Annotated in this window: 15 protein-coding genes; 10 read left to right on the top strand and 5 right to left on the bottom strand. The window is 55.5% G+C overall.

All coding sequences use genetic code 11. The features are described 5' to 3' along the window. Position 1: 1 nt before the first annotated feature. Entirely contained in the window at positions 2–151 is a 150-nt protein-coding gene (locus AC1RSM_RS09340; RefSeq protein ID WP_492931810.1) for a hypothetical protein, read from the bottom strand. Between the two features lie 80 nt (positions 152–231). On the opposite strand from AC1RSM_RS09340, the gene AC1RSM_RS09335 reads away from it, so the two are divergent. From AC1RSM_RS09335 to hslU, 5 genes are all read left to right on the top strand, one after another. Then, positions 232–723: a Fur family transcriptional regulator gene (locus AC1RSM_RS09335; RefSeq protein WP_492931808.1), complete on the top strand. Its 492-nt coding sequence runs from the start codon at positions 232–234 to the stop codon at positions 721–723. 198 nt (positions 724–921) lie between these two features. Next, positions 922–2,016: a CobW family GTP-binding protein gene (locus AC1RSM_RS09330; protein WP_492931806.1), complete on the top strand. Its 1,095-nt coding sequence runs from the start codon at positions 922–924 to the stop codon at positions 2,014–2,016. An 82-nt stretch (positions 2,017–2,098) separates the two neighbouring features. Further along, a complete protein-coding gene (gene dksA / locus AC1RSM_RS09325) occupies positions 2,099–2,536 on the top strand; it encodes an RNA polymerase-binding protein DksA (protein ID WP_042488105.1) in 438 nt (145 codons plus the stop codon). Positions 2,537–2,736: 200 nt separating this feature from the next. Further along, the gene (gene hslV / locus AC1RSM_RS09320; RefSeq protein ID WP_492931804.1) at positions 2,737–3,270 is read left to right on the top strand and encodes an ATP-dependent protease subunit HslV; all 534 of its coding nucleotides are present in this window, start codon (positions 2,737–2,739) and stop codon (positions 3,268–3,270) included. Between the two features lie 17 nt (positions 3,271–3,287). Next, a complete protein-coding gene (gene hslU / locus AC1RSM_RS09315; RefSeq protein ID WP_492931802.1) occupies positions 3,288–4,625 on the top strand; it encodes an ATP-dependent protease ATPase subunit HslU in 1,338 nt (445 codons plus the stop codon). A 71-nt stretch (positions 4,626–4,696) separates the two neighbouring features. Here the strand turns inward: hslU and AC1RSM_RS09310 are convergent, their stop codons facing one another. Continuing rightward, positions 4,697–5,002, bottom strand: a complete 306-nt coding sequence (locus AC1RSM_RS09310) for a copper-binding protein (RefSeq protein WP_492931801.1) — start codon at positions 5,000–5,002, stop codon at positions 4,697–4,699. A gap of 111 nt (positions 5,003–5,113) precedes the next feature. Between AC1RSM_RS09310 and AC1RSM_RS09305 the strand changes: the two genes are divergently transcribed. Both AC1RSM_RS09305 and AC1RSM_RS09300 read left to right on the top strand, forming a co-directional pair. Beyond that, positions 5,114–5,635, top strand: a complete 522-nt coding sequence (locus AC1RSM_RS09305) for a GNAT family N-acetyltransferase (RefSeq protein WP_492931799.1) — start codon at positions 5,114–5,116, stop codon at positions 5,633–5,635. A gap of 10 nt (positions 5,636–5,645) precedes the next feature. Further along, positions 5,646–6,209, top strand: coding sequence for a cob(I)yrinic acid a,c-diamide adenosyltransferase (locus AC1RSM_RS09300; RefSeq protein WP_492931797.1), 564 nt, complete (start codon positions 5,646–5,648; stop codon positions 6,207–6,209). A 70-nt stretch (positions 6,210–6,279) separates the two neighbouring features. On the opposite strand, the gene AC1RSM_RS09295 is transcribed toward AC1RSM_RS09300, so the two are convergent. Then, complete coding sequence (locus AC1RSM_RS09295; RefSeq protein WP_492931795.1) at positions 6,280–7,317, bottom strand: C45 family autoproteolytic acyltransferase/hydrolase; 1,038 nt, start codon at positions 7,315–7,317, stop codon at positions 6,280–6,282. A gap of 5 nt (positions 7,318–7,322) precedes the next feature. Beyond that, a complete protein-coding gene (locus AC1RSM_RS09290) occupies positions 7,323–8,183 on the bottom strand; it encodes a MurR/RpiR family transcriptional regulator (protein WP_492931793.1) in 861 nt (286 codons plus the stop codon). Between the two features lie 180 nt (positions 8,184–8,363). On the opposite strand from AC1RSM_RS09290, the gene AC1RSM_RS09285 reads away from it, so the two are divergent. Further along, entirely contained in the window at positions 8,364–9,689 is a 1,326-nt protein-coding gene (locus AC1RSM_RS09285) for an aspartate aminotransferase family protein (RefSeq protein ID WP_492931791.1), read from the top strand. 95 nt (positions 9,690–9,784) lie between these two features. Then, positions 9,785–10,309, top strand: a complete 525-nt coding sequence (locus AC1RSM_RS09280) for a carboxymuconolactone decarboxylase family protein (RefSeq protein ID WP_492931789.1) — start codon at positions 9,785–9,787, stop codon at positions 10,307–10,309. On the opposite strand, the gene AC1RSM_RS09275 is transcribed toward AC1RSM_RS09280, so the two are convergent. Next, positions 10,292–11,248 carry a LysR family transcriptional regulator gene (locus AC1RSM_RS09275; protein ID WP_492931787.1) on the bottom strand — a complete coding sequence of 319 codons (957 nt, stop codon included), beginning with the start codon at positions 11,246–11,248 and terminating at the stop codon, positions 10,292–10,294. The genes AC1RSM_RS09280 and AC1RSM_RS09275 overlap by 18 nt on opposite strands. A gap of 86 nt (positions 11,249–11,334) precedes the next feature. Here AC1RSM_RS09275 and AC1RSM_RS09270 point away from each other — a divergent pair, with 86 nt between their 5' ends. Next, complete coding sequence (locus AC1RSM_RS09270) at positions 11,335–11,970, top strand: alanyl-tRNA editing protein (RefSeq protein WP_492931785.1); 636 nt, start codon at positions 11,335–11,337, stop codon at positions 11,968–11,970. The last annotated feature ends 68 nt before the right edge of the window (positions 11,971–12,038 follow it).

The raw sequence follows: 12,038 nt of genomic DNA, 5'->3' as shown, positions 1-12,038 counted from the left end.
CTTACAAGACTCCCATGGCCCAGGCGGTCATCAGCCACAGGACGGCAGACACGCACAAGGCTCCCACCACGCGCTGCGCGGCCGAAGCCAGCAAGAGCGAGCGGCGCGGCGCTGGACTGCGGGAAGTCGAGGAAAATTGAGAACAGGACATGAAACAGGGATAATGCGGATTGGTTGGGAATTTAATTTTTCCAAAGATGTTATAACATAACAAACACACCATCAAGCGCCATGCCTGTACATATTCTTACGCCCACCGCCATTGAAGATCAGCTCGCTACCGCCGAACAGCTTTGTCTGGAACGCGGCAAACGGCTGACCTCCATTCGCCGTCAGGTGCTGGAAATCCTGATTCAGGCCCAGCGCAGTTTGCGCGCCTACGAACTGCTGGATCTGGTTCGCGAATTTCAGCCCGGCGCCAAGCCTCCTACCGTCTACCGCGCCCTGGACTTTCTGACCGAAGAAGGTCTGATCCACCGCCTGGATGCCGTCAACGCGTGGACGGCCTGTGTGGACGCCGGTGGCCACCCTCACGACTTATTGATTGTCTGCACCCAGTGCGGCACGGTCGTGGAGCTATGTGCGCCTGCCCTGAGCAAAAAGCTGGCAGACTGCGTGCGCGACGCCGGTTTTGCGCTGTCTGGACATGAAACCGAATTGCGCGGCCTGTGCCAGCGTTGCGTTGCCGCTAAAAACGAGCGAAAACCCTTATCTGCCCCCTAAAACGTGGCATTTTGCCGCCAATCGGTATATATTCCCCGATCTATTGGCAAACCTCTGTGAATTTTTACAGATCACCGTTTGCCCAACAGGCAAGGCTGTGATGTAATCGCACGTTGTTTTCGAGCGGAGTGGATAAGTGCAGGAAGACGCGGTTTCGCCGTGCCTTGTGCTTTTTCTCCCGCCCCTGCGAGGCATGTTATGAACGCGGCATCAGATCTGAAAAACATGGTTCCAGTCACGGTATTGACTGGATTTTTGGGCGCTGGCAAGACCACGCTGCTCAAGCGCATCCTGACCGAATATCATGGTCGGCGCATTGCCGTCATCGAAAACGAGTTCGGACCCGAGGGCATCGACAACGAATTGTTGGTGCAAGACTCCGAGGAAGAAATCGTTGAGCTGAGCAACGGCTGCGTGTGCTGCACCGTGCGTGGCGACCTGATGCGCACCCTGAATGATTTGCGTGTTCGCCGCCAGGCCGGTGAACTGAAGTTTGAACGCGTCATCATCGAGACCACCGGCATGGCTAACCCCGGCCCGGTCTGCCAGACCTTTTTCATGGACGATGATATTGCCGACTACTATCGGCTGGATGCGGTCATCACCGTTGTGGATGCCAAACACGGCATGGCCACGCTGGACAATCAAGAAGAAGCACAAAAACAGGTTGGCTTTGCTGACCGCTTGCTGATCTCCAAGAAAGATCTGGTCAATGACGTGGACTACGAAGCCCTGCGCTCTCGTTTGATCCGCATTAACCCGCGAGCAACGATCACGCCAGTCCACTTTGGTGACACCAACATCAAGGACTTGCTGGAAGTCAGTGGTTTTAACCTGACCTCCATCCTGGACATTGATCCCCAGTTTCTGGCAGAGCAGCATCCCGATGCTGCCGATGAACATGATCACCACCACGATCATGCACATGATGGCGAAGATGGCAACTGCGGTTCTGACTGCGGCCACCACCACCATCACGAACATGCCGCCCACAGTGACGAAATCGGGGCCTTTGTGTTCCGTTCGGATCGTCCGTTTGATCCCGAACGTCTGGAAGATTTCCTATCGGGGATTGTCCAAGTGTTTGGACCAGATCTGATGCGCTATAAAGGCATTCTGTATCTGAAGGGCATCAATCGCCGTATGCTTTTCCAGGGCGTACACATGATGATGAGCGCCGAGCCTGGCAATGCCTGGCTGGCCAAAGATAAAAAAGGCACCAAGCTGGTCTTTATTGGCCGCAAATTGCCACAAGATATTTTCACCCAGGGCCTGGAGAATTGCCTGGTTTGAATTAATAATTATTCAGTAAATGCGGAGCGATTGCGCGTGACAACAGTTACAGGCTCCCAGACGTCAACAAGAGGTAAGCATCATGGCAACTAAGTCACATGACAGTACTACAACCCTGCTGACCGAGCAGGAGCTTTTGGCGATGCCTGAGTCAGACTATATGAACGCCGCCCAGCTGGAGTTCTTCAAGCACCGCTTGCGCCAGCTAGAACAAGAAATTCTGGCTAACGCCGGTGCCACGACAGAAAACCTGCGTGAAACCCAGTTCGTTCCTGACCCGGCTGACCGTGCCACGATCGAAGAGGAACACGCTCTGGAGCTGCGTACACGCGACCGCGAACGCAAGCTGCTCAAGAAAGTGCAGCAGTCCATCGCCCTGATTGACTCAGGCGAATACGGCTGGTGTGAGGAAACAGGCGAGCCTATCGGCCTGCCCCGTCTGCTGGCTCGTCCTACGGCCAACCTGTCGCTGGAAGCGCAGGAACGCCGCGAGAAACGCCAGAAGATGTTTGGAGATTGATAAGCAGCACTGCTTAACATTCTAAAAAAAGCCCGCCTGATCATTCTGGCGGGCTTTTTGCTTTTCAGCTCTCTGCTCTGGTTCCCATTTGCAAAGCGCGGTTTTCAAACAAGGTACAAGCGGAAACAAAAACTTTGCATGCCATATCGCTTGAAATTTCCTGCCCGGCCCCCAGATGAGAACCTTAACGGAAGGAAATCATGGAACAATTTCACGCCACTACTATTGTCTGTGTACGCCGCGGAGATCAGGTCGCCATTGGCGGCGATGGTCAGGTAACCCTGGGCAATGTTGTCATCAAAGGTACGGCTCGTAAAATTCGCCGTCTTTACAACGACAGTATCCTGGCCGGTTTTGCCGGTGCGACTGCTGACGCATTCACTTTGCAAGAGCGCTTTGAGGCCAAGCTGGAAAAGTATCAGGGCAACCTGCTGCGCGCTGCGGTCGAACTAACGCGCGACTGGCGCACTGACCGTGTCCTGCGCCGTCTGGAAGCCATGCTGCTGGTGGCGGACAAAGAACACACGCTGGTGCTGACCGGTAACGGCGACGTGCTCGAGCCCGAGCATGGCCTGGCCGCCATCGGCTCGGGCGGCTCCTATGCCCAGTCTGCCGCCATGGCCTTGCTGAAAAACACCGATATGGCTCCGGCCGACATCGTCAAGAAATCGTTGGAGATTGCAGGCGACCTGTGTATCTACACCAACCAGAACCATATCGTCGAAACACTCTGACCGCCGGATACCCCACCATGTCTACACCTAATATGACTCCCGGAGAAATTGTCTCCGAACTGGACAAGCATATCGTTGGCCAGGGCAAGGCCAAGCGCTCTGTGGCCGTGGCCCTGCGCAATCGCTGGCGCCGCCAGCAGGTTGCCGAGCCCCTGCGCAGCGAGATCGTCCCCAAAAACATTTTGATGATTGGACCCACCGGCGTCGGTAAAACCGAAATCGCCCGTCGTCTGGCCAAGCTGGCCAATGCGCCTTTCATCAAAGTTGAAGCCACCAAGTTCACCGAAGTGGGCTATGTGGGCCGCGACGTAGAAACCATCATCCGCGATCTGGTGGATATTTCGGTCAAGCAAACTCGCGAAATCGAAATGCGCCGTGTGCGCACCCAGGCCGAGGAAGCCGCTGAAGACCGCATCCTGGATGTGCTGGTGCCGCCCTCGCGTGATGCTCACGGTCAACCCCAGCGCGAAGACAACTCTGCTCGCCAGGTTTTCCGCAAGCGCCTGCGCGAAGGCAAGCTGGACGATTCCGAGATCGAAATCGAGATGACACAAGCCATGCCTCGCATGGAAATCATGGCCCCTCCCGGCATGGAAGAGATGACCGAGCAATTGCGCGGCATGTTCTCTGGCCTGGGCCAGGAAAAAACCAAGGCTCGCAAGCTGACGGTCAAAGAAGCCTTCAAGCAATTGACCGAAGAAGAAGCGGCCCGCCGTGTGAACGAAGATGATCTGCGTACTGCTGCGGTCGCCAATGCTGAACAGAACGGTATTGTCTTTCTGGACGAGATCGACAAGATTACAGCGCGTGGCGAAAGCCAAGGCAGCGGTGGTGATGTCTCCCGTCAAGGCGTACAGCGCGACCTCCTGCCTTTAGTGGAAGGAACCAGCGTCACAACCAAATACGGTGTTGTGCGCACGGACCACATTCTGTTTATTGCTTCTGGCGCGTTTCATCTGTCCCGCCCGTCGGATCTGATTCCCGAACTGCAAGGCCGTTTCCCTATCCGTGTGGAACTGGAATCGCTGAGCGCTCAGGATTTTGTACAGATTCTGTCGGCCACGGACGCCTCCTTGACCAAGCAATACGCTGCTTTGTTGAATACCGAAGAGGTACAACTGGACTTCCGTCCTGATGGTATCCAGCGTCTGGCTGAGCTGGCCTTCGAGGTCAACGAGCGCACTGAAAACATTGGTGCTCGTCGCTTGTACACCGTGATGGAAAAGTTGCTGGAGGACTTGTCCTACAGCGCTGGCAGCCACGGTGAGCAAAGCGTCGTCATCGATGCGGACTACGTGAACAAGCAGCTGCAGGAAACCGCAGCCAGCCAGGATCTGGCACGCTACGTGCTGTAATTCCGCCTTAGGCGAACAAGAAAAAGGGGCAGATTTCTCTGCCCCTTTTTTTATCCTGTACCTGACAGGGCTTACTTGCTGATCTTGATGACCACGTAGTCGCCGCCATCACGTTTAGCAGTGAATTTCACCTTGTCGCCTGCTTTGATATTAGCCAGCAAGGCCGGATCAATTTTGTACACCAGTGTCATGGCGGGCAGTTGCAGATCGCTGATCTCACCATGCTTGATGGTGACTTTGCCTGCCTCGGCATCCAGCCTGCGTACTTCACCCGAGGCGCTGGCCTCTTGAGCCTGAGCGACCACGACATACGCCGAGCCGGCTACCACGCCCAAAGTCCCCAGCAGCAATGCGCCGCCTTGTTTTGTCCATGCCATCATTAACTCCTGCAAATTGGGCAGAGCCAGATTATTAGCTCATAATGCCTACTTTCTGACGTTTAGTACGTCTGTTTCCGAACAAGCATAACGCTAAATCTTTGCAAAAGCATGAGCGAATTTATTAAAGGGTATGTGCTGCGTCCAGCCACCCCCACTGACATTCCGGCCGTATTGGGCCTGATGCGCGATATGGCCGCCTTCGAGCAACTGGAGCATATTTTCAAGGCGACGGCTGAATCGCTGCGCAACAGCTTCTTCTCGGACCAGCCCAGCGCTTACTGCCTGGTCATCACGCCAGAAGGTCAGCCTGAGAACGTAATTTCTTACATTATGTGGTTTTACAACTACTCCAGCTTTCTGGATCGCCGCGGCATCTATCTGGAAGACTTGTATATAGACCCTGCCCACCGCAAGTATGGTTTAGGCGCTGCTGCACTACGCCATCTGGCACAGTTGGCGGTGTCCCAGAACTGCGGCCGCCTGGAATGGGTGGTGCTGGACTGGAACCAGAACGCCATCGACTTTTACAAACACCAAGGAGCCCAGGTGCTGGAAGACTGGCGTGTCGTGCGGCTAACCGGCGATGCGTTGCGTAATCTGGCTGAAGGCACCCCCAGCCCTGCTGCGTAATAAGGCCACTATGTCCACACGACTTTCCATTATCAGCACCCGCACGGGTGACGACGGCACCACCGGTCTGGGAGACGGCAGCCGCCTGCCCAAAACGGCTCCCCTGATCCATGCACTGGGCGATGTGGACGAGCTCAACAGCCATATTGGCGTGTTGCGCAGCATGGCTATCCCCGCCGACCTGGACGCCTTGTTATGCGATATTCAGCACGATCTGTTCGATATGGGTGCAGAGCTCTGTATTCCTGGCCATCAAGTCATTGCCAGCAGCCACGTAGAGCGTCTGGACAAGGCTATTAAGCAGTACAACGAGCCTTTGGGCATACTCAAAGAATTCATCTTGCCAGGCGGCAGTCCTGCCGCTGCGCAAGCGCATGTGCTGCGCTGTGTGGCACGCCGGGCCGAACGCAGTGTGGTTGCTGTACCGCCTGCGTCTTTACCGCAGGAAGGCCCGCGTCTGTACCTGAACCGACTGTCTGATTTGTTATTTGTATTGGCGCGTACTCTGAACCGTCATGCAGGCCAATCTGATGTGCTGTGGCAACCCAAGCGCGAACAGCAAGACCCAGCCTGAAGCGGGTCTTCCTGAGCCAGGCGCACAAGCTTGACGACAAGGCCCTGCAATTGCAGGGCCTTGTTTACGTTCAGACTAGATCTATGCGGGTAATATCCGCAAATTTCAGCGCTGGTTTGCCGCCCGGTGCCTCGTACACCTGCCATTTCAAGGACTGGCTCCCCACCTGAACATCCACAGTCGCCAAGGTGTTTTCCGCGTCGCTGTCATCCGGGGCACAGCGCCAGATCGGAAACTGCGCATGGTGCTGGTCGGCCAGCACTTTTAGCGGGTCCAGTGCAGTCCCAGCTTCCTCCAGCAAGGTATCGCCCCGCTCCTGGCGTAACTCTGACGAGCGGGTAATACGCTGCTCAAAGCCTTGCATGGCTTCATGCACTGCGTGGTTGGCATGCAAGCTGTTTTGCTCGATTGTCTGCACCGATACGGCTTCAGCACTGAACTCCACGCTCAGCAAACGCGGGTCGCCACGCTGGGCCAAGCTTAAATGGAACGCCCCGGAACGTGGGTGGTCCTGCAACACGGCCACGGCATGATCCAGATCGGGCTGGTCCAACATAGCCCGGGTCAGCACCATACGCGGCACGCCGGGGGCCACATGGCGGGCACGTACATTATTGACGGTCATGGCCATGCCGGCCTGCGTCACCGCAAAACTGTGCCCCGGCAAGGAAGCGGGATACAGAAAAGAGACAAAAGCCATGCCGCTGTCTGGAATGAATTTCGCCACACCACAGTGACCGGCCAAACCGGGGTCGCCGTCTTCGTTATGTACGAGCCGGGGCTCGCCCTGAGCGGGCATCTGCACCGTTGTGCAGCCATCAGGGGCCATTGCCCACAGGTCGCCACGGCAGTTCCACAAAAACACGTCTTCAAAGGGGAGCTCCAGGCCTAATGCCAGGCCCTGGAGCTCGGTCCATATTCGGGGGAAATAACGCTCGGTATGCTGCGCCAATTGGCTGGCAACAGCCGACCCTTTTGATTGCATAACGCCTTGCCATGCTGCAGAACTCAGCAAGTAGGCATGCGCAGCAGATGCTCCGAAACGTCCCAAAGAATGGCCAATTTCTTTGGGACCACCAGTCAACTCCAGATAGGACAACTTAGCCATCGCGTCTATTTCCAGTAGGCACCAGATTGGTGCAATTGATTTTCAAGCAACTCAATACCGCTTACAGCACGACGTCCCGCCTTGGCCAGAACCTGTTCCAGCAAGACCTCCACCAGCGCTTGAGCCGCAACCAGAGAAGGAAAGAAAGACGGTATGTCGGTTCCAAACAATAATGTGGCATCCGCCTGCTGCGCAATAGGGGCAAGCAAGCTGTCGCATATCGCCAGAATTTGTGCATCAGCCTGCCGGGCAGCGCGGTGGGCCAGTACCGCCTCCTGGGAATAGGGGGCAAAACCGAACAAAACCAGCACGTCGCCTTTTTGCAGGGCGCGTAAATCCATGTCTAACGTGCCGGCATCCCCGCGCAGCAAGGAAATGGAAGGGCGAAACAGGCGGTATTGATAATGGAAAGAAAAAGCAGGGGCGAACGAGGCTCGGAATCCGGCAACAAACACCCGCTTGGCCTTGCTCAACAGCTCTACCGCATGCGGCAGGCACTCTTCATTCACACTACGCAGCAGCGCCAGATTGTCCATTTGCGCTGATATGGCCTGCTCAAGCCGGTCTTCCTTACCCCGATTTCGCACTACCTCCCGGGCCTGATCGGCATAGCGCCGGGCGCCCTGACCATGCAAAGCCTGGGTAAACACCGCTTTGAATCCCGCCCAGCCCTCATAGCCCAAAGATTGCGCAAAGCGCAGCAAGGTCGCGGGTTGCACCTGTGCTTGAGCCGCCAATTGGCGCATGGACATCAAAGGCACCTGATCAGCATGATCCAGCACATAGCGTGCGCTTTGCTGAAACTGGGGCGACATGGTGGCAAACGCCGCCTGGATGCGCTGAGTCAGGGAGCTCAAGGAGTTCATGTGCAGACACGCTAAGAAAAGGGATACCAAGTATATATCGGGCGAAAACGCGGCAAAGGCGCAACAAGGCACTCTTTGTCCACCCGACAAATCCGCCACAATATGATTTATTTGTTGAAAGTATTATCATATATTCAACATACGTTGAAAACGCTGCAGCACTATTTACGGACCTGCGCCATGACCCATGTTTTTCATCGCAACCCAAAACAAGCCCTGCCCTACGCAGTCAAAGGCGACGGCATCCACATTGTGGACAGCAATGGCAAATCCTATATAGATGCCAGTGGCGGTGCAGCTGTGTCCTGCCTGGGACACAGCCATCCAGCCGTGATTGCCGCAATCAAGCAGCAGCTGGACCACATCGCCTACGCTCATACTTCTTTTTTCAGTAGTCAGGCGGCAGAAGATCTAGCGGACTTTCTCAGCAGCCGCTCGCCGGGCGATCTGGATCATGTCTACTTTCTGTCCGGCGGCTCTGAAGCCGTGGAAGCCAGCTTGAAACTGGCACGGCAATACTTTGTAGAAACCGGCCAGCCGGAGCGGCATATTTTTATTGCACGCCGCCAGAGCTATCACGGCAACACCTTGGGCGCGCTGGCGATAGGCGGCAATGAATGGCGCCGTAAACCTTTTCTACCTTTGCTGGCACCAGCGCAGCATGTGTCGCCTTGCTATCCCTACCGTGACCAAGGCAGCGATGAAAGCGCCGAGCAATACGCAGACCGCCTGGCACAAGAACTGGATGACACCATTCAAAGCCTGGGGCCACAAAACGTGGCCGCCTTTGTGGGTGAAACCGTGGTGGGAGCCACTGCAGGCGCACTGGCTCCGGTAGGCAACTACTGGAAAAAAATCCGCCAGATTTGCGACAAGCACGGTGTCCTGCTGATCCTGGACGAGGTCATGTCCGGCATGGGACGGACCGGGTATCTGTTTGCGTGCGAAGAAGACGGCGTGGTGCCGGACATCATGGCAATCGCCAAGGGTCTGGGCGCAGGCTATCAGCCCATTGGTGCCATGCTGGCCAGCGACCGCATTTATCAGGCCATCCTCAAGGGCTCAGGCTTTTTCCAGCATGGCCATACCTATATGGGGCACGCTACAGCCTGCGCGGGAGCCTTGGCCGTGCAACAGACTATTGAGCAGGACAAGCTGCTGGACAATGTTCGCCAGCGTGGTGAGCAACTGCGCCGGGAACTACATGAAGCCCTGGATAGCCACCCCAATGTGGGTGATATACGCGGCAGAGGCTTATTCGTCGGCATCGAGTTGGTTCAGGACAAGCTCAGCAAACAGCCCTTGGACCCAGCCTTAAAAACTCACGTCAAAATCAAACAAGCAGCCTTTGCCCAGGGGCTGATGCTCTACCCCATGGGTGGCACTATTGACGGTGTTCAGGGGGACCATATTTTGTTGGCCCCCCCTTTCATCTGCACAGAAGCCGACATTCACGAAATTGTGCTGCGGCTGACTCACACGCTGGACGAAATCCTGCCTCGTTAAACCAAGCCGGGCCTGCGGCTGTCAGCCTAGCTGTCCGAAACACGATGCCTCGCGTCCAAAACCGCCAAAAGCACAGACATTTTTAAAGGAAAACGATGGCCCGCCTGCCTTATGCTGATCTGAGTGCCCCTGAAGCCACCCCGCTGGTTGAACAAATTGTTGCTGAACGCGGCAGCGTACTGCACCTGTACCAAATGCTGCTGCACAGCCCTCCTGTCGCCCAAGGCTGGCTGAATCATTTAACCGGCATACGACACAAGAGCAGCTTGCCGGGTGATCTGCGAGAATTGGTCATCATGCGTGTAGCGCTGCTGAATCGCGCCCCTTACGAAGCGGATCAGCACGCGCCCATTGCTCTTGTCGAGGGGATGAGCCAAGCACAGCTGGATGCCTTGCCCCATTGGCGAGAATCGGATCAATTCAGTCCAATTCAGTGCGCCGTGCTGGCATACACCGATGCGATGACGCTTGAGGTTCAGGTAGAACCGGCCATTTTCCAGACAGTACGCCAACATTTTGATGAACGCCTGACGGTGGAGCTGACCGCCACCATTGCTACCTACAATATGGTGTCACGCTTTCTGGAAGCCCTGCAGATTCACTCAGACGACTCCCGCTAAGGCACTGCCACCGGGGGCCTCGGGCTTGCCGCTGGACAAACGCCCCGCCAGAAACTCCACAAACAAGCGTAATTTGGGAGGCAGATGGCGGGTAGGCGGATACAGAGCCCACAAAGCTCCGCAATATTGCGTGCGAAACTCCCAGTCCCCCAGCACACGCACAATCCGGCCTTCCTGCTCCGGTTCCTTGGCAACAAAGCAAGGCAAGCTGCCTATGCCCAAGCCGCGCTCTACCGCATCCAGGCGCACCCCCGTATGGTTGGCGGCGTAACGCCCGCTAACCGATACATTCAAGACTCGCCCGCCTTTATTGAAGCGCCAGCGCGAATCGCTGGGCGCTTCCCCTAAATAGATACAGCTATGTTCACGCAGCTGCTGCGGATGGCTGGGCATATTGTGCTCAGCCAGATATGCCGGGCTGGCATACAAGCCATGGCGAATATCAGTCAGATGGCGGCCCATCAGCCCCGGTGGCGGCTGATCCGTAATACGGATCGCTAGATCCAGCTGGTCATCAATCAAGTCCGCATAGCGATCATCCAGATTCATCAGGACATTCACCTTGGGGTGAGCGGCCAGAAAGTCCGGCATATGGGGATGAATCAAAAAATGTCCCACGGCCTTGGGCACACTCAAGCGGATTTGCCCTTCCGGCTCGGTCTGGAATTGGTCCGAAATTTCCATGGCTGCCTGGGCACAGGACAGCATATCCCGGGCATGTTCATAAATGGCCTGGCCACTATCGCTTAGCCGCAATTTACGAGTCGTGCGTTGCAGCACGCGCGTCCCCAATCCTTTCTCCAGGCGTGCAATGGCACGGCTAACCGCCGAGGGCGTATAGCCAAGCTGGCGAGAGGCCTCCGAGAAGCTGCCGGCCTCGACCACTTTGACAAACACCACCATATCGCTCATCAGGGAAGTGAGATTACTTGTGCTCATAGGGAATAAATTATTTCATTGAATTGCAATTATCAGGACTCGCTACTATGCCTACAATGCTTGAAAACCAACCTACAGGTAATAAAATGCAAGATAAATTATATTTGACTAGCAATAGCCTTACCTGCATAGCGGAAATCCTGGAGTGTTATCACTCGGAAAATGAACGCTATGCTGTCAGGCTGGATAAAACCTTATTTCATCCCCAAGGCGGTGGTCAGCCTTGCGACAAAGGCACACTGAATGGCCACGAGGTCCTGCACGTTGCCCAGAACCGTGACGGCCATGTGCTGCACTACCTGCATGTGCGTCTGCCGCTAGGCCCTGTTCAGCTGCAGATAGACCGGGCTCATCGCCTGCAACATGCCCGTCTGCATACCGCAGGCCACTTGATCGGTCATTTGATTGAACGCACTGGCTGGCAAGCCATCAAGGCCCACCATTGGCACGGCGAATCGCGCGTGATGTTCCGAAATCCTAAGAATGCCCTGCCGCCTTTTCTGGGTGATCTGTCCGAGCGCTGCGAAGAACAGATCCGGCTGGCGCAGCCCATTGACATCAGTTTTCAGGAGGACAAGCGCCTGGTCGCTATCGGTGCTCTGGGCCAATATCCTTGTGGCGGCACCCATGTTGAAAATACAGCTGAATTAAATGGGCTCAAAATAATTCGTATAAAACACAAGAAAGATGAATTGAGCGTTCATTATGAAATGCTGGATTAATGAATAATAAAAATTAAGCTTATTTATTATTTCTAGTTATTACAGGGAAAGCAAAACAATTCTTTTAA

The organism is Alcaligenes sp. GW821-FHT11D07, from assembly GCF_058808495.1.
This window is presented reverse-complemented; position numbering and strand designations above follow the sequence as displayed.